At 70.9% G+C, this 16,236-nt stretch carries 15 protein-coding genes; 10 read left to right on the top strand and 5 right to left on the bottom strand.

Annotated features, from left to right (window positions below; translation table 11 throughout):
* Positions 1-99: 99 nt before the first annotated feature.
* Together GGQ63_RS17170 and mutY are read right to left on the bottom strand one after the other, a co-directional pair.
* A complete protein-coding gene (locus GGQ63_RS17170; protein WP_183857839.1) occupies positions 100-714 on the bottom strand; it encodes an HAD family hydrolase in 615 nt (204 codons plus the stop codon).
* On the bottom strand, positions 711-1,823 hold the full coding sequence (gene mutY / locus GGQ63_RS17165) for an A/G-specific adenine glycosylase (protein ID WP_183857838.1): 1,113 nt from the start codon (positions 1,821-1,823) through the stop codon (positions 711-713). The genes GGQ63_RS17170 and mutY overlap by 4 nt, the downstream gene beginning before the upstream one ends.
* Positions 1,824-1,946: 123 nt before the next feature.
* On the opposite strand from mutY, the gene GGQ63_RS17160 reads away from it, so the two are divergent.
* Positions 1,947-3,422: a pyruvate kinase gene (locus tag GGQ63_RS17160; protein WP_183857837.1), complete on the top strand. Its 1,476-nt coding sequence runs from the start codon at positions 1,947-1,949 to the stop codon at positions 3,420-3,422.
* On the opposite strand, the gene GGQ63_RS17155 is transcribed toward GGQ63_RS17160, so the two are convergent.
* On the bottom strand, positions 3,399-4,403 hold the full coding sequence (locus GGQ63_RS17155; RefSeq protein WP_183857836.1) for an NAD-dependent epimerase/dehydratase family protein: 1,005 nt from the start codon (positions 4,401-4,403) through the stop codon (positions 3,399-3,401). The two genes, GGQ63_RS17160 and GGQ63_RS17155, sit on opposite strands and share 24 nt — an antisense overlap.
* 103 nt (positions 4,404-4,506) lie before the next feature.
* On the opposite strand from GGQ63_RS17155, the gene GGQ63_RS17150 reads away from it, so the two are divergent.
* Positions 4,507-5,424: a LysR family transcriptional regulator gene (locus GGQ63_RS17150; RefSeq protein ID WP_183857835.1), complete on the top strand. Its 918-nt coding sequence runs from the start codon at positions 4,507-4,509 to the stop codon at positions 5,422-5,424.
* On the opposite strand, the gene GGQ63_RS17145 is transcribed toward GGQ63_RS17150, so the two are convergent.
* Positions 5,385-5,600 (bottom strand): hypothetical protein, encoded by a 216-nt coding sequence (locus tag GGQ63_RS17145; protein ID WP_183857834.1) that lies wholly within the window; start codon positions 5,598-5,600, stop codon positions 5,385-5,387. The genes GGQ63_RS17150 and GGQ63_RS17145 overlap by 40 nt on opposite strands.
* 136 nt (positions 5,601-5,736) lie before the next feature.
* Here GGQ63_RS17145 and GGQ63_RS17140 point away from each other — a divergent pair, with 136 nt between their 5' ends.
* From GGQ63_RS17140 to glgX, 5 genes are all read left to right on the top strand, one after another.
* Positions 5,737-5,949: a DUF2188 domain-containing protein gene (locus GGQ63_RS17140; protein WP_183857833.1), complete on the top strand. Its 213-nt coding sequence runs from the start codon at positions 5,737-5,739 to the stop codon at positions 5,947-5,949.
* Entirely contained in the window at positions 5,940-6,542 is a 603-nt protein-coding gene (locus tag GGQ63_RS17135; protein ID WP_183857832.1) for a cysteine hydrolase family protein, read from the top strand. Before GGQ63_RS17140 ends, GGQ63_RS17135 begins: the two co-directional genes overlap by 10 nt.
* Positions 6,543-6,673: 131 nt before the next feature.
* Positions 6,674-6,892 (top strand): hypothetical protein, encoded by a 219-nt coding sequence (locus GGQ63_RS17130; RefSeq protein WP_183857831.1) that lies wholly within the window; start codon positions 6,674-6,676, stop codon positions 6,890-6,892.
* Positions 6,893-7,045: 153 nt separating this feature from the next.
* On the top strand, positions 7,046-8,539 hold the full coding sequence (gene glgA, locus GGQ63_RS17125) for a glycogen synthase GlgA (protein ID WP_183857830.1): 1,494 nt from the start codon (positions 7,046-7,048) through the stop codon (positions 8,537-8,539).
* Positions 8,536-10,623: a glycogen debranching protein GlgX gene (glgX, locus tag GGQ63_RS17120; protein ID WP_183857829.1), complete on the top strand. Its 2,088-nt coding sequence runs from the start codon at positions 8,536-8,538 to the stop codon at positions 10,621-10,623. The genes glgA and glgX overlap by 4 nt, the downstream gene beginning before the upstream one ends.
* On the opposite strand, the gene GGQ63_RS17115 is transcribed toward glgX, so the two are convergent.
* On the bottom strand, positions 10,605-11,384 hold the full coding sequence (locus GGQ63_RS17115) for an SDR family oxidoreductase (protein ID WP_183857828.1): 780 nt from the start codon (positions 11,382-11,384) through the stop codon (positions 10,605-10,607). The genes glgX and GGQ63_RS17115 overlap by 19 nt on opposite strands.
* Positions 11,385-11,554: 170 nt before the next feature.
* On the opposite strand from GGQ63_RS17115, the gene GGQ63_RS22105 reads away from it, so the two are divergent.
* The 3 genes from GGQ63_RS22105 (at position 11,555) to mtnC (ending at position 16,228) form a co-directional block, all read left to right on the top strand.
* Positions 11,555-12,265 carry a BON domain-containing protein gene (locus GGQ63_RS22105; protein ID WP_246429846.1) on the top strand — a complete coding sequence of 237 codons (711 nt, stop codon included), beginning with the start codon at positions 11,555-11,557 and terminating at the stop codon, positions 12,263-12,265.
* Positions 12,266-12,359: 94 nt separating this feature from the next.
* Positions 12,360-15,443, top strand: coding sequence for a UvrD-helicase domain-containing protein (locus GGQ63_RS17105; protein WP_183857827.1), 3,084 nt, complete (start codon positions 12,360-12,362; stop codon positions 15,441-15,443).
* A gap of 86 nt (positions 15,444-15,529) precedes the next feature.
* Complete coding sequence (gene mtnC, locus GGQ63_RS17100) at positions 15,530-16,228, top strand: acireductone synthase (RefSeq protein ID WP_183857826.1); 699 nt, start codon at positions 15,530-15,532, stop codon at positions 16,226-16,228.
* The last annotated feature ends 8 nt before the right edge of the window (positions 16,229-16,236 follow it).

The following is a 16,236-nucleotide window of genomic DNA, read 5'->3' as shown; positions in this document are numbered from 1 at the left end:
GCGGGAGAGGGTTCGACCGCGCCTGTCGACCCTTGCGCCGTCTCCCGAGACGGGATGCACCGGGTCGCTTGGTCCGCCATCACGAAGCGGAGCGTCCGGCTACCCCGGCAGCACGCCGTAGCGCGCGAGATCGGCCCGCATGCCGGCCGGATCGAGGAAGAGTTCGGCATTCCAGCCGGCCTCGCGGGCGGCGAGGACGTTCGGCAACGTATCGTCGAAGAAGAGCGTCGCCGCCGGATCGAGGCCGTAGGCCGCGGCATGGTGGTGGTAGATCGCCCGGTCGGGCTTGCAGAGCCCGACCCGCCCGGAAACCGTCACGCCGCGGAAGGTGGCAAGGAACGGGAAGCGGGCGACCGCCTCCTCGAAGGTGTCCGTGGCAAAGTTGGTGAGCGCGGTGACGTCGTGCCCGCCGGCGATCAGCGTCGAAAGGATGGCGACGCTCTCGGGAATGTCGCCCGGCACCATCTCGTGCCAGTTCGCCCGCCAGAAGCGAATCGCCGCCTCGTGCTGCGGATGCTCGGCGATCAGGACCGCCTCTGCGTCCGCCCAGCTCCGGCCGCGGTCCTGCTCGTGGTTCCATGCCGAGGTGCAGACCTCGGCGAGGAAGCGGCGGCGCTCTTCGGCGTCGGGAAACAGCCGGTGATAGGGCAGTTCGGGGTCCCACTGGATCAGCACGCGGCCGATGTCGAAGACGATGTGGCGGATCTCGGTCAAGCGCGGCGTCCTTTGCGCGGAGCGGGTCGGAAGGCCTCCGGCATAGCGGCGGTGATCGCCTTCTTCATGACGCTCGGCAGCGCCTCGCCGGAGAGCGCTTCGGGCGCCGACCACCAGAAGCCTTCGGGCGGGCGCGTCGCGGCGGGAAGCGGCGCCGTCCAGATGTCGAGCGTCAGCCGGAAATGGGTGAAGACATGGACGACGGGCGCCGGCACACGCGTCCAGGCGGCGATGAACGGCGCTGCGGCGAGCGCCCGGTCGGGGTCGAAATCGGCCGCCCATTCTGTTCCCGGCACGCCGGTCATGCCGCCGAGCAGGCCGCGCTCCGGCCGGCGGGCGAGCAGCACGGCGCCGTCCGCCCGGACCGCGACGAAGGCGGCGCCGCCGCGCTCCGGCTTCGCGGCCCTGGCCGGCCTGACGGGATAGAGCGTCTCCGTCCCGGCGGCATGGGCGGCGCAGCACGCCTGCCAGGGGCAGAGCACGCAGGCCGGCCGCTTCGGCGTGCAGATCGTGGCGCCGAGATCCATCATCGCCTGCGCATAGTCGCCCGGCCGCCCAGCCGGGGTGAGCGATGCCTGCAGGCGTCCGATGTCGCGCTTCGCGGCCGGGAGCGGCGTTTCGACCGCGAAGACGCGCGCGAGCACACGCTCGACATTGCCGTCGACCACCGCGGCCGGCCGGTCGAAGGCGATCGCCGCGATCGCCGCGGCGGTATAGGCCCCGATGCCGGGCAAAGCGCGCAGGCCCGCCTCGCTGTCGGGGAAGACCCCGCCATGGTCGAAGGCGACCGCACGGGCACAGGCGATCAGATTGCGGGCGCGCGAGTAATAGCCGAGGCCCGCCCACGCGGCGAGCACCGCCTCGTCGGGTGCCGCGGCGAGGTCGGCGACGGTCGGCCAGTTGCGCGTGAAGGTCTCGAAATAGGGCTTCACCGCGGTGACCGTCGTCTGCTGCAGCATCACCTCGGAGAGCCAGACCCGATAGGGATCGGGCCGCGTGCCGTTCCGGCCGGCCTTCGGCCCGACCCGCCAGGGAAGCGTCCGGGCGTGGCGGTCGTACCAGGCGAGCAGGTCGGCGGGGGAGGGGGCAGGCAGCGTGGCGGGACTCATCCGTACCATTGTCGTCGAGGGCGCGCCGCAGCGCCAGCGGGCGGTTCATTGATGCAGCGCATGGCGACACCTCGAGGCGACCGCGACAGTGCGGCCGGCTCACCCCAACGCCGAGACCCGATCATGACCGAACCCGCGCTGCTGGCGCTGCTCCACGAGGTGGAGACCCTCAACGCCGCGATCCGGTCGGAGGCGGCCGCGGCGATCGCCCGATGGGAGCCGACGATCGAACGGCCGGGCTTCCGGGAGAGCGCGGAGAACCTCGCCCACTATCTGGCGCTGCGCCGGCGCGACATCCGCCCCCTGCAGCGCCGGCTGATGGTGCGCGGCCTGTCCTCGCTCGGGCGGCTCGAAAGCCGGGTGGCGCCGAGCCTCGAGGCGCTCGCGGCGGCCCTCGGCGGGCTCGCCGGGGCCGTCCCCCCGCGGCCCTGGCCGGAGGAGGCGCGCTTCTTCGAGGGGGAGCGGCGGCTCGCTGAGCGCACCGTCGAGCTGTTCGGTCCGCCCGCGCCGGGGCGGCCGGTGCATCTCCTCGTCACCTGCCCGTCGGAGGCCGCCGATTCGCCCGATTTCATGCGCCGGCTCGCTGCCGCGGGGGTCGAGGCGCTGCGCATCAACTGTGCCCATGACGACGCCGACGCCTGGTTGCGGATGATCGGGCATGCGAGGGCGGCGGGCGCGGAGGCGGGCCGTCCCTTCCGCATCCTGATGGATCTCGCCGGCCCGAAGATGCGGCTCGGCACGGTCGCCGAGGGACATGGCCGGCGGCTCCAGACCGGGGACCGCTTCAGTCTCACCGTTCCGGGCGCGCTCGATGCCGCAGATCCCGCCCTGCCGGCCGCGGAATGCACGCTCGTCGAGGCGCTGCGGGCGGCGAAGCCCGGAGAACGGGTGTTCCTCGACGACGGCAAGCTCGCTGCGGTGGTCGAGACGGTCGTCCCCTTCGGCCTCGTGCTGCGGGTCGCGCTGTCGCCGGAGGAGGAGGGCTACAAGCTCAAGGAGGCGAAGGGGGTGAATTTCCCCGACACGCGCTTCTCGATCCCGGCGCTCACCGCCAAGGACCGCGAGGACCTCGCCGTCGTCGCGGCGCACGCCGACGGCATCGAGTTCTCCTTCGTGCAGTCGGCCGAGGATGTCGCCGCGCTGCAGGCGGCGCTCGCCGACATCCGTCCGAAAGACTGGACGCGCCTTGCGCTGGTGTTGAAGATCGAGACGACGCGGGCGCTCGCCAACCTGCCGGAGATGCTGGTGCGGGCAGCGGGCCGGCAGCCGACCGCGGTGATGATCGCGCGCGGCGATCTCGCCGTCGAGATCGGCTTCGCCCGGCTCGCCGAGATGCAGGAAGAGCTCCTTTGGATCTGCGAGGCGGCGCAGGTGCCGGTCGTGTGGGCGACGCAAGTGCTCGAGCACCTGATCAAGAAGGGCCTGCCCTCGCGCGGCGAGATGACCGATGCGGCGATGGCGGCGCGGGCGGAATGCGTGATGCTCAACAAGGGGCCGCATCTCTTCGCCGCGATCGCCGAGCTCGATACGCTGCTCGCCCGGATGGGCGAGCACCAGTACAAGAAGAGCCCGCGGCTACGCCGTCTGACGAGCTGGTGACACGCCGTCGCCGGCAACGCCGGCCGCTTGCGGCAGGCAGCCGAGGCCGGCCAGCGTCTCGCGGATCGCGGTATCGAGCGCGGTGTGCGGCTCCACGCCGAGAAGGGCGACGAGCCGCTCATTCGTCATGACGACCGGTTCGCGCCAGAGATAGCGCATCTCCCGCACTTCGCGCAGCACCGTGACGAAGGGCGCGGCGAGCGGCAGCAGCCACCAGGGGAAACGGCGCAGCTTGATTTCGGGCCGGTCGACGGCCCGGCGGATCGCCGCGATCATCGCCGTGCCGTCCGGATCGACATGGCCGCGCATGTGGAAGACGGCGAAATCCGGCAGGCGGTCCGCCACGCCGAGCAGCCGCACGAAGGTCTCGGCCATGTCGGGCAGATAGGCCCATTGATGGGCGAGGCCGGGCCGCCCGGGATCGGTGATCGTGCGGACCGGGCGGCCGGGGCGAACGAGCTGCGCGAACCAGCTGTTGCCGGCGCCGGGGCCGAAGAAATCGCCGGCCCGGACGATCAGCGTCCGCACGCCCTCGGCCGCCGCACGCTCGAGCCGGCGTTCCATCTCGACGCGGATCGCGCCCTTTCGGGTCAGCGGGTTCTGGGGCGCCGTCTCGGACGGATTGCGGAACGCGTCCGGTCCGAAATTGTAGACCGTGCCGGGAAAGAGAATGCGCGCGCCCGAGGCCTTCGCGGCGGCGATGGTGTTGTCGAGCATCGGCAGGACGAGCTTGTCCCAGTCGCGATAGCCGGGCGGATTGACGGCGTGGACGATCAGCGTTGTGCCGCGTGCCGCCGCCATCACATCGTCGCGGCGCATGGCGTCGCCCTGGATCCAGTCGACGCCCGGCGTCGCGGGGCGGGCGGCCGCGTCGCGGTGCAGCGCGCGGATCCGCCAGCCGTCGGCGGCGAGACGGCGGGCGAGCGTGCCGCCTATGCCGCCGGTGGCGCCGAGGACGAGGGCGATCTTCTCGTCGGACATGGGTCGTCTCCTGGTGGTCGTGAGCCTTTTCTGAGCGAGAAGATCGGCTCGCGCGCACCAAAACGAAATTGCAGAATTACGTGCAATCACTATACGAAAATGTATGGATGAAACGGAACCGGACTGGGACCTCTATCGCAGCTTCCTCGCCGTGCTGGAGGAGGGGTCGCTCTCCGGCGCGGCGCGAGCGCTCGGCCTGACCCAGCCGACGATCGGCAGGCACATCGAGGCGCTCGAAGCCGCGCTCGGGCGACAATTGTTCATCCGAACGCCGCTCGGCCTCGCACCGACCGATGTTGCGCAGGCGATGCGGCCCTATGCGAGCGCGCTCGCGGCGACGGCGGCTGCGCTGCGGCGTACTGCGAGCGAGGCTTCGGACCGGGTCGCGGGCGTCGTGCGGGTGACGGCGAGCGAGGTGATCGGCGTCGAGGTACTGCCGCCGCTCCTGACGACGCTGCACGAACGGCATCCGGACCTCATCATCGAACTGGTCCTCTCCAACGCGGTCGACGATCTCCTCAGGCGGGAGGCGGATGTGGCGGTCCGCATGACGGCGCCCACGCAGGAGGCGCTGCTGGTCCGGCGGGTCGGCGCCATCCCGATCGGCCTCTACGGCCATCGCCGCTATCTCGAGCGGCGCGGCCGGCCGAAGACCATCGACGATCTCGCCGGCCATGCCCTTATCGGTTTCGATCGCGAGACGGCGTGGCTTCGCACGATGGCGGCGCGCTATCCCTATCTGGGCCGGGAGCGGCTCGCCTTCCGTGCGACGAGCGATCTGGCCCAGCTCGCGGCGATCCGGGCCGGCTATGGCATCGGCGCCTGCCAGGTCGGGATCGCCCGGCGCGATCCGAACCTCGAGCGGGTGCTCGCCGACTTCTTCGATCTGCCCCTCGGCACCTTCGTCGCGATGCACGAGGATCTCCGCACGAGCCCGCGCTGCCGCGCGGTTTTCGACGCGCTCGCCGCGGGCCTTGCCGATTATCTTGCCGCGTGCGGAGGCACGCCTGCGTCGCGCTGACGCGACGGGATACCCTCGACGCTTCCGTCCGGCCGCCGGCCGTCGTCATAGTCCGCACTGCGCACTTTGGGCCGGCGACGGTCGCCGCGGTTGAGACCATAGGCGAAGGCGAGGCCGAGCACGGCGACGCCCCCGACGATCGCGATCAACCAGATGATGCCGATGCCATCCAACATGAGAATTCTCCTGGAGATATAGGGGTTCGCAGGACCAACAGCCCGGCGGGGACGCGGTTCCGCGTGTCGCCGGGAACCGGGCGGATCGCCCACGCTTCTATCGGCACTCCGGGGGAGAGAGATCGAGGAACGCACGATGGCAAAGGCGGTCTACCGCATCGTCCCGAACACCGAGGACCCCGAGACGACCGAGAACTGGGGCGTCGAGCACGACGGCCGGGTCGCGGGCCACTACGTCACCAAGGAGGCCGCGTTCGAGGCGGCCGTTGCTGCCGCGACCCTCTCGCTCGGCGAGGGGCTCGCGATCGAGATCCATGCGCCGGAGGGTGCCGCCGGCCGATGGGCGTGAGCCTCGAGCCCCGGCTCGGTCCGGGGACGCGCCATCTGTCGGTCGACATGCAGCGCCTCTTCGCGGAGGAGGGTCCGTGGCCGACGCCATGGCTGCCGCGTGTGCTGCCCAACATCGTCCGGCTCGTCGAGCGGGCGCCCGACCGGACGATCTTCACCCGCTTCGTCCCTCCGGCGACGCCGGACGAGATGCCCGGCCGCTGGAAGGCCTATTACGAGCGCTGGCGCGGCATCACCCGGGAAGCGGTCGACCCGGCGCTGATCGACCTGCTGCCCGAACTCGCCCGCTTCGTGCCGCCGGCCCGCGTCTTCGACAAGCCGGTCTATTCGGCCTTTGCGGGGCGGCGGCTGCAGGCCCACCTCGCCGAGATCGCGTGCGACGGCCTCGTCGTCACGGGGGGCGAGAGCGATGTGTGCGTGCTCGCCACCGTGCTCGGGGCGGTCGATGCAGGCTATCCGGTGCACGTCGTGTCGGATGCGCTCTGCTCCTCGGCCGACGAGACGCACGACGCGGTGATGACGCTCTTCCGCGACCGCTTCAGCCAGCAAATCGCGGTCATCTCCACTGATGAACTGCTCGACCTTTGGCCGTGACGTCGCCGCACTGCGGCGAAGACGCCCTTTTCGTCGCAGTGCGGAACCGGAAAACGGCGCGCGGATTGAGCATGCCGAGGGTGGATCCTTCGCGCCGCCGGCCGACGGATCGCCCGGGAGGAGATCCCATCATGCAGAGCACACGGCTCGTCTATGCGGTCGTCGACGGCATTCCGGTCAAGGGGTTCTACTGGGTGGATGAAGCCGGCACGGTCACCGTGCGCTGCGAGCGGGGAGATGCCACGGGCTGCCCCCTCGACGGTGCGGCCGCCGATCTCGCCCATACGCTCCTGGTGCGGATCGCCTCCGAGCCGCCCAGACCGATGGAAGGCGCCGACGTTCCGAACTGAGCGTCGGCCTCCGCGCCACCCCGACCGTCACTTCTTCTACCGTCCGGCCGTCGCGTGCGACGGGCGGTCGTCGTGTGTCCGCCTGCGCGAGGCCGCGCGAAGGACGCCGCCACGAGGCCGGGGCCGAGCCCCCTACTGCAGGCAATGCACGCCATGAGCGTCCTCTTCGTTACGAGCGAACATGCGGAACTTCTGAAGTCGGGGGGGCTCGGCGACATATCGGCGGCGCTGCCGCGGGCGCTGCGCGAGACCGGCTGCGACATCCGCATCCTTATGCCCGCCTATCCCTCCGTGCTCGCCAAGGTGCGGCCGATCACCATCGTCGCCCACAGGAAGGGCCACGGCGCAATCCCGCCGTACCTCATCGGCGCGACGGAGCTGTCGGGCGGCGTGCCGCTCTACCTCGTGCTCGCCCCGACGCTGTTCCAGCGCGACGGCGGCGCCTATGGCGGGCCCGACGGACGCGACCACGCCGACAACGACCTGCGCTTCGCCTGCCTGTCGCTCGCCGCGGCGGAGATCTGCGCCGGCCTGCCGCGGCTCGGCTGGCGGCCGGACATCCTGCATGCGCACGATTGGGTCTCGGGCCTTGCGCCGGCCTATGCCCGCTGGTGGAAGCTGCCGGTCCGCTCGGTGATGACGATCCACAACATCGCCCATCAGGGCCTCTTCCCCTATCACCGGATGCCCGATCTCGACGTGCCGCCGGAGGCGTTCAGCCTCGACGGGCTCGAATTCCACCTGCACGGCTCGTTTCTCAAGGCCGGCATCTATTACTCGGACCATCTGACGACGGTGAGCCCGACCTATGCCGACGAAATCACCACCGAGCCGCTGGGTGGCGGCCTGCACGGGCTGATCGGCGGCATCGCCGGGGCCGGACGGCTGACCGGCATCCCGAACGGGATCGGCGAGGAATGGAACCCGGCGCGTGATCCCTATCTGCCGGCGGCCTTCGATGCCGGCAATCTCGACGGCAAGGCGGAAGCGGCCGAGGTGATCCGCACCGCGCTCTGCCTCGATCCGGCCGAGGGGCCGCTGTTCGGTGTGGTGTCCCGTCTCGTCCACCAGAAGGGGCTCGATCTCGTATCCGAGGCGGCCGGCGAGATCGTCGCGCGGGGCGGCCAGATCGCCATTCTCGGCACCGGCGACCCGCAGGTCGAGGCGATGCTTCTGGACCTCTCCCGCCGGCACCGGGGCAAGGTCGGCCTGATGGTCGGCTTCAACGAGCCGATGGCCCACCGCATCATCGCGGCCTCCGACTTCTTCCTCATGCCGTCACGTTTCGAACCCTGCGGCCTCACCCAGATGCAGGCACAGCGTTACGGCACGCTGCCGGTCGCGCACCGAACCGGAGGACTCGCCGATACGATCGAAGACGGCGAGACCGGCTTCCTGTTCGCGCCGGCCGATGCGGAGGGGCTCATCGGCGCCGCCGAGCGGGCCTTCAGCGTCTTCGCCGACAAGGACCGGCTCGCCGCGATGCGTCGGGCTGCGATGGCGAAGGACTTCGCCTGGAGCGGGCCGGCCAAGGCCTACAAGGCCCTCTACGCCCGGCTCGCCGACGATGGTTCCAGCCGGTCGGCGCGCTCGCGCAGCCTGACCGTCGTCCCCAAAACCCGCACTCCCGCCTCGAAGGTCGCATGAGCCGCATCACCCCCGGATACAGCCACCCCCTCGGCGCCACCGAAGACGAGGGGGGCGTCAATTTCGCGCTCTTTTCCGACAATGCCGAAGGCGTCGTGCTCTGCCTCTATGACGAAAGCGGGCAGAACGAGACCGAGCGCATCCCGGTCACCGAATGTACGAACGGCGTCTGGCACGTCCATGTCGGCGGCGTGCACCGCGGCCAGGTCTATGGCTATCGCGTCTATGGACCCTGGGCGCCCGAACAGGGCCACCGCTTCAACGACGCCAAGCTCCTGATCGACCCCTATGCCAAGGCGCTGGTCGGCGATCTCGTCTGGGACGACGCGGTCTATGGCTATCCGGTCGGTCCGGGCGACGACGCCGATCTGACGAAGGACGAGCGCGACAGCGCCCCCTTCGTGCCGAAGGCCCGTGTCGTCGGCAAGCAGCGGCCCGCCGCGCCGCGCCGTCCGCCGATCCCGTGGCACAAGACGGTGATCTACGAGGCGCACACACGCGGCCTCACCATGCAGTGTCCGCTGGTGCCGGAGGATTCGCGCGGCACATTCGATGCACTCGGCGAGCCGGCGCTGCTCGACTATCTCGTCGATCTCGGCGTGACGACGGTCGAACTTCTTCCGGTGCACGCCTTCGTGCAGGACCGGCACCTCGTCGAGCGCGGTCTCTCGAACTACTGGGGCTACAACACGCTCAATTTCTTCGCCCCCGAGCGGCGCTATCTGGGCGAAGCGGAGCTCGAATCGATTGGCCGCGCGGTCGACCAGATCCACGAGGCCGGTCTCGAGCTGATCCTCGATGTCGTCTACAACCACACCGGCGAAGGCAACCATCTCGGCCCGACGATGTCCTTCAAGGGCATCGACAACGCCTCCTACTACCGCCTGCTGCCGGATCAGCCGCGCTTCTACGACAATCTGACCGGCACCGGGAACGCGCTCAACACCGACCATCCGCGCGTGCTGCAGATGGTGATGGACAGTCTGCGGCACTGGGCGACCGCCTATGAGGTCGACGGCTTCCGCTTCGACCTCGCCACCACGCTCGGCCGTCGGCCGACCGGCTTCGATCCCGGCCACGCCTTCTTCGCCGCGATCCTGCAGGACCCGGTGCTCGGCGGCATGAAGCTGATCGCCGAGCCGTGGGATGTCGGCCCGGGAGGCTACCAGCTCGGCAATTTTCCGGCCGGTTTCTCGGAGTGGAACGGCGACTATCGCGACGTGGTGCGGGAGTTCTGGATCGGCGGCGAGGGTCTGCTCGGCGCTTTCGCGACCCGCTTCGCGGCCTCGAACGACCTGTTCGGAGATGGGCGACGGCGCCCCTGGTCGAGCGTCAACTTCATCACGGCGCATGACGGCTTCACGCTGCACGACCTCGTTTCCTACAACGACAAGCACAACGAGGCGAATGGCGAGAACAATCAGGACGGCCATAGCGACAACAAGAGCTGGAACTGCGGCGCCGAAGGCGAGACCGAGGACGAGGGCATCCTGCGCCTCCGCGCGCAGCAGAAGCGCAATCTGATCGCGACGCTCTTCCTGTCGCAGGGCGTGCCCATGCTGCTCGCCGGCGACGAGCTCGGCAATTCGCAGGGCGGCAACAACAACGCCTATTGCCAGGACAACGAGATCGGCTGGGTGGACTGGTCGAAGCCGGACGGGGAGCTGACCGCCTTCGTCAAGAAGATGATCCGGCTGCGCGCCGAACATTCCGTGCTGTCCCGGCCGGAGTTCGCGACCGGTGCGCGCAACAGCCGGGGCCAGCCCGACATCGCATGGTTTTCGGCGGGCGGCGAGCGGATGAGCGACAAGGAATGGTCGGCGCCGCACGTCAAATGCCTCACCGTGCGCCTCGCACCGCAGCGCGAGGGCGAAGCCTCGCTCCTCATCCTCCTCAACGGCTCGGACAATGGCGTGCATTTCCGCATCCCGAAGGACGAGACGCCGCAATGGCGCTGCCTCGTCGACACGGCGGACGGCGCCGAGGGCGAGGCGGTGAAGCCCGGCGACGAACGGATCGTGCCGCCGCGCGGGCTTCAGGTCTGGGCCGGCCGCCTGCCGCCGCGTCAGACCAGGAGCGACTGAGCCCCGTCGATCCAGACGGGCGTTCCGGTGATGTGGCGGGAGCGATCGGAGACGAGGAAGAGCACCAGCTCCGCCACGTCCTCGATCGTTCCCGACTCCCCGTCGGTGAGCGGCACCTGCCCGTCCGGATACTCGACGGGCACCGCAGCCTCCCCCGTGTTCCGCTTCTTCGTGTTGGCGTCGATACTGGTCGAGATCGCGCCGGGGCAGATCACGTTGACCCGGATGCGGTGCTTGGCGAGTTCGAGCGCCGCCACCTGGCCGAGGGCGAGCTGGCCGGCCTTGGTCGCGGCATAGGCCGTGGTGCCGGGATTGCTGAAGGTTCGCGTCCCGTTGATCGAGGAGACGATGACGATCGCACCGCCCGCCTGCTTCATCGGCGGCACGGCGTGGTGCAGCGTCAGATAGGTGCCCCGCAGATTGATCGCGACGGTCTGTTCCCACTCCTCGGGCTTCAGATCGTCGATCGGCGCCCAGACGCCGTTGACGCCGGCATTCGCCACCGCGATGTCGAGCCGGCCGTAGGAGGAGAGGAGCGCCGCGAAGGCCTCCTTCATGGCCGTCGGATCGGCAACGTCGGCGACGAGTGTCATCGCCGTCCCGCCCATCGTCTCGATCGCGGTCCTGACCTCGTCGAGCTCTTCTGCCGTCCGCCCCAGCAGGCCGACGCGGGCGCCCCGGCGCGCGAGAATTTCCGCCGCACCGCGCCCGATGCCGGATCCCGCGCCCGTGACGAGCGCGACCTTTCCTTCGAGTTCCATTCCTGCCGCTCCATTGGTTTCGCGGCAGGCCAACGGAGCGCCGGGGAAACGGTTGCCGGCGGCGGGGCACGGAACGCTGCCGGCCGGATCGCCGTTTCCGACGGTGTATTTCCTTCGCGCGCCATTGCGCCCGGCGGCCTCCGCCGCCGGCAGATGGCAGGAGAAAGACGATGGCCCGATACGACCAGTGGAAGGACGAGGATCGACGCTACCGCCGCCCGGCGGGTACGCCGTCCGACAATCCGCCCGTCTCCTATGAGCGGCCGGAGTTCACCGACGACGAGGATGGCGGCCCGGCCGCGGGTGCGCGCCATGCGGCCGGCGGCCGGCATGCCGGCCGGGGGAGGCGGCAGGTCGCCGCCGATCGCGAGGCCTATCAGCCGCGCGGCCGTGAACCGGATGCCTATGGCGCGCCGCACGGCAGCGGCGCTGCCGAGGCGCAGGCCTGGCTGGAGCCGGAGGGCGGCGAAGCCTACGGCACCGGTCGCGCCTTCCGCACCGCCGACCGCCTCGGCAACGCGCCGCAGTTCGACCGCGAGCGCGAGGAGGTCGCGGCTTGGATGGGCCGCGGCGCGCCGGGCGAAGCGACGGCGCCGCGCGGCGATCACCGCGGCAAGGGGCCGAAGGGCTATGTTCGGTCGAGCGCCCGCATCCTCGAAGACGTCAATGATCGGCTGGCCGAGGATTCCTTCCTCGACGCCTCGGAGATCGAGGTGACGGTCGATGGAACCGAGGTGACCCTTGCCGGGACGGTGGAAAGCCGCCGCGACCGGCGGCGGGCCGAGGACCTCGCGCAGGACGTGCTCGGCGTCACCTATGTGCAGAACAATCTGCGCGTCCGGCCGCCCGCCCCGCCGAGCCCCGCCGGCGCCGCCGCCTGAGGCCTCCGCCCTCTCCCGCGCGACGGGGGAGGGCGCCGCCCCCGCGATGGTGTGCCGGCTTGTTCCGGGCCGGGACTCGGCCCAGACTCCGGCGATGTTCCACGCCGATCTGCACGTCCATTCGAAACACTCGCGCGCGACGAGCCGCGACCTCGATCTCGAACACCTCGCCTGGTGGGCAGCCCGCAAGGGCATCGCCGTGGTGGGCACGGGCGACTGCGTCCATCCCGGCTGGCTCGCCGAGATCCGCGACAAGCTGGTGCCGGCCGGCAACGGCCTCTTCCGCCTGAAGCCGGAGATCGCGCAGGCCGTCGAGCGGACGTTGCCGCCCGCCTGCCGGACGCCCGTCTCCTTCATGCTCTCGACCGAAATCTCGACCATCTACAAGAAGGGCGAGAAGACGCGGAAGGTGCACCATCTGATCTATGTGCCGGACTTCGCGACCGCGGACCGGCTGGCGGCGCGGCTCGCCGCGATCGGCAACATCGCCTCGGACGGTCGGCCGATCCTCGGCCTCGATTCGCGCGACCTGCTCGAGATCGCACTCGACAGCGGGCCGCACTCCTATCTGGTCCCGGCCCACATCTGGACGCCCTGGTTCGCGGCGATGGGATCCCAATCCGGGTTCGATTCCATCGACGACTGCTACGGCGATCTCGCGCCTCACATCTTCGCGGTCGAAACAGGCCTCTCTTCCGACCCCGCGATGAACCGGCGGGTGTCCTCGCTCGACCGGTTCCGGCTGACCTCGAATTCCGATGCGCATTCGCCGGCCAAGCTCGGCCGCGAGGCGACGCGTTTCTCCTGCGAGCCCGACTATTTCGCCATCCGCCGCGCGCTCGAGACGGGCGCGGGCTATCACGGAACGGTCGAGTTCTTCCCCGAGGAGGGGAAATACCACGCCGACGGGCACCGCGCCTGCGGCGTGCGGCTCGATCCGCGGGAAACGATCGCGCAGGGCGGCCTCTGCCCGGTCTGTGGCGGTCGGCTGACGGTCGGTGTCGCCCATCGCGTCGAGGCGCTCGCCGACCGCCCGGTCGAGGAGGTCGTGGCGCTACCGACCGACGGCGACGCGGCGAGCCTCGTGCCGCTGCCGGAGATGATCGCCGAGATCGTCGGCGTGGGCGTCGCGTCGAAGGCGGTTGAAGCCGCGTATGAGCGGACGGCGGCGCTCGGGGCCGAGCTCGACCTTCTCGAAGAGCGGCCGGTCGAGGACGTGGCGAAGGTTCATCCTCTGCTCGGCGAGGCGGTGGCCCGACTGCGCGCCGGCGCAGTGATCCGGCAGGCCGGCTATGACGGCGAATACGGCGTCATCCGCCTCTTCGAGCCCGGCGAACTTGAGCGGCTGTCGAAGGGCGCGCTGCTGTTCGACGGCCCGCTCGGATCGCGGGCGAAGCCGGCGAGGCGCGTCAGGCAGGCGGAGGCGGATGCGGCCGAGGGCGGCGAAGGCCCGGCGCCGGTGGCCGGCTCGCCGCGGGGCGGCGTGCTCGCCGGGCTCGACGCGGATCAGGCCGAGGCGGCCGCCGCCGTCGACGGGCCGGTCGTTGTGCTCGCCGGGCCCGGCTCCGGCAAGACGCGCATGCTCACCCACCGCATCGCTCATCTGGTGCGGGATCATGGGCTGACGCCGGCGGAGTGCCTCGCCGTGACCTTCACGCGGCGGGCGACGGAGGAACTGGCGGCACGACTCGCGGCGCTGCTGCCCGGCGCGCCGGTGACGGTGCACAGCTTCCACACGCTCGGCCTCGCCATCCTGCGGGCCCATGCGGCGGAGGCCGGCCTCGCGCCCGGCTTCCGCATTGCCGCCGATCCCGAACGCGCGGCGCTGCTCGTCGCCGAGACGGGGCTGTCGGAGCGCGAAGCGGCGGCGATGCTGCGCGCGATCTCGCGCTCCAAGCGCAGCGGCCTTGCGGACGATGCCGCCGCGGGGGCGGCCGGCACGGCGCTCGATGCCGCCATGCGAGCCCGCAACCTCGTCGATTTCGACGATCTGATCCGGCTGCCCGCCGCGCTGCTCGCGGCCGAGCCCGGCATCGCGGCGGCCTGGCGCGGCCGCTTCCGCCACATCGTCGCCGACGAGTTCCAGGATGTCGACGACGCCCAGTACCGCCTTCTGCTGCTCCTCGCCGGTCCTGAAGGACGGCTCTGCGTGATCGGCGATCCGAACCAGGCGATCTACGGCTTCCGCGGGGCGGATGCCGCCTGTTTCGCCCGGTTTGCCGCGGACTTCCCCGCCGCCCGGACTTTCCGGCTCGGCCGCAACTACCGCTCGACCGGCACCATCGTCGCCGCTGCGGCGTCGTTGATCGGCGCACCGCCAGAGGGTGCGACCCGGCCGATGGGCGCACCGATCGCGCTCCATGTCGCGGCCGACGAGCGGGCCGAGGCGGAGTTCGTCGCCCACACCATCGAGGAGATGATCGGCGGCCACGATCTCCTCGCGGCGAACGCGCTCGCCGGGCGGCAGAGCGGGGCCGACCGGCTCGGCTTCGCAGATTTCGCCGTGCTCTATCGCACCGACGGTCAGGCGGCGGCGCTGCGGGCGGCGTTCGACCACGCCGGCATCCCGTTCAAGAAGAGCGCGCCGGCCCGCATAGCGGACCATGCAGGCGTCCGTGCGGCGCTCGCCGCGGTCGCCCGCCAGGCGGACGGCACGCTCGGCGACCGGCTCGCCGCGGCTTTCGGAAGCGTTCGCGAGGGGCGCGACGATCTCGACCCCGCGACACGCGCCGAGGCGGAGCGCTGGCTGACGGCGATCGCCGCATCCGCGCCGGACGAGGCCGCTTTCGGCGAGGCGGTGGCGCTCGCGAGCGAGGCGGATTTCTTCGATCCCCGCGCCGCCCGCGTCGCACTCCTCACCATCCATGCGGCGAAGGGGCTCGAATTTCCCGTCGTCTTCGTCGTCGGCCTCGACGAGGGGCTTCTGCCCTTCTCCTTCGGGGGCATGCCACCCGAGCCGGACGCCCTCGCCGAGGAGCGGCGGCTCTGCTATGTCGCGCTTACACGGGCGCAGGACCGTCTGGTACTTACCTGTGCCGCCGAGCGCAGCGTCCGCGGCGCCCGGAGAGCCGTGCCGCCGTCGCGCTTCCTCGCCGATCTGCCGCCGGACGTCCTCGTCCGTCCCGCCCGGGGGTCGCGCCGGCGAAGGCCCGCGGTGCATCAGCTCGATCTCTTCTGAGCCCGCCCGCACGATCGGCGGTGGACGGGCGGCTGGCCTCCGCTATAACTCCGCCTCCCGTTCCGCCGACCCCGAGGATGCCCGAGATGACCGAGGCGCTCCGCTTTGCCGTCGACGCCGTGCTGATCGACATCGAGGGCACGGTCAGCCCGCAATCCTATGTCGCGACCGTGATGTTCCCCTATGCGCGGGACCGGCTCGCGGATTACGTCGCGCGCCATGGCGATACGCCGGAGGTGCGGGCGATCCTCGAGGAGACCGCGGCGCTCGCCGGGCCGGGGGCCGATCCGGTCGGCGCGCTGCTCGGCTGGATCGCCGAGGATCGCAAGGCGCCGCCGCTCAAGAAGATCCAGGGCCTGATCTGGGACCGCGGCTTCGCGGAAGGGGCGCTCGAAGGCCCGATCTATGACGATGCCGTCGCCGCGCTCCGCCGCTGGCGCGAGGCCGGCCTGCCGCTCTACGTCTATTCCTCGGGCTCGGTGAAGGCGCAGCACCTCTTTTTCGGCCATTCGAGCGCCGGCGACCTGCGGCCGCTCTTTTCCGGCCATTTCGACACCGAGACCGGTGCGAAGACGGACGCCGCCTCCTATCTGACCATCGCGCGGGCGATCGGGCGCGCGCCGGAGCGGGTCCTCTTTCTCTCGGACAATCCGCGCGAGCTCGAGGCCGCCGCGGCCGCCGGCATGCCGGTCGGCCATGCGCTGCGCGAGGCGACGCCGGCCGATCCGCGCTTCCCGTCGGTGCGCGATTTCGGCGCGCTCGATCTGCGGCCCGGCGCGGCCTGAACCGACCG

The organism is Prosthecomicrobium pneumaticum, from assembly GCF_014199915.1.
Lineage (GTDB): Bacteria > Pseudomonadota > Alphaproteobacteria > Rhizobiales > Kaistiaceae > Prosthecomicrobium > Prosthecomicrobium pneumaticum.
The sequence above is the reverse complement of the archived record's forward strand: the minus strand, read 5'-3'. Positions and strand labels throughout refer to the sequence as shown.

Excerpts from the sequence above, each read along its gene's own strand:
- mutY (WP_183857838.1), bottom strand. The coding sequence starts at position 1,823 with ATGAGTCCCGCCACGCTGCCTGCCCCCTCCCCCGCCGACCTGCTCGCC.
- GGQ63_RS17160 (WP_183857837.1), top strand. The coding sequence starts at position 1,947 with ATGACCGAACCCGCGCTGCTGGCGCTGCTCCACGAGGTGGAGACCCTC.
- GGQ63_RS17155 (WP_183857836.1), bottom strand. The coding sequence starts at position 4,403 with ATGTCCGACGAGAAGATCGCCCTCGTCCTCGGCGCCACCGGCGGCATA.
- GGQ63_RS17150 (WP_183857835.1), top strand. The coding sequence starts at position 4,507 with ATGGATGAAACGGAACCGGACTGGGACCTCTATCGCAGCTTCCTCGCC.
- GGQ63_RS17145 (WP_183857834.1), bottom strand. The coding sequence starts at position 5,600 with ATGTTGGATGGCATCGGCATCATCTGGTTGATCGCGATCGTCGGGGGC.
- GGQ63_RS17140 (WP_183857833.1), top strand. The coding sequence starts at position 5,737 with ATGGCAAAGGCGGTCTACCGCATCGTCCCGAACACCGAGGACCCCGAG.
- GGQ63_RS17135 (WP_183857832.1), top strand. The coding sequence starts at position 5,940 with ATGGGCGTGAGCCTCGAGCCCCGGCTCGGTCCGGGGACGCGCCATCTG.
- GGQ63_RS17130 (WP_183857831.1), top strand. The coding sequence starts at position 6,674 with ATGCAGAGCACACGGCTCGTCTATGCGGTCGTCGACGGCATTCCGGTC.
- glgA (WP_183857830.1), top strand. The coding sequence starts at position 7,046 with ATGAGCGTCCTCTTCGTTACGAGCGAACATGCGGAACTTCTGAAGTCG.
- glgX (WP_183857829.1), top strand. The coding sequence starts at position 8,536 with ATGAGCCGCATCACCCCCGGATACAGCCACCCCCTCGGCGCCACCGAA.
- GGQ63_RS17115 (WP_183857828.1), bottom strand. The coding sequence starts at position 11,384 with ATGGAACTCGAAGGAAAGGTCGCGCTCGTCACGGGCGCGGGATCCGGC.
- GGQ63_RS22105 (WP_246429846.1), top strand. The coding sequence starts at position 11,555 with ATGGCCCGATACGACCAGTGGAAGGACGAGGATCGACGCTACCGCCGC.
- GGQ63_RS17105 (WP_183857827.1), top strand. The coding sequence starts at position 12,360 with ATGTTCCACGCCGATCTGCACGTCCATTCGAAACACTCGCGCGCGACG.
- mtnC (WP_183857826.1), top strand. The coding sequence starts at position 15,530 with ATGACCGAGGCGCTCCGCTTTGCCGTCGACGCCGTGCTGATCGACATC.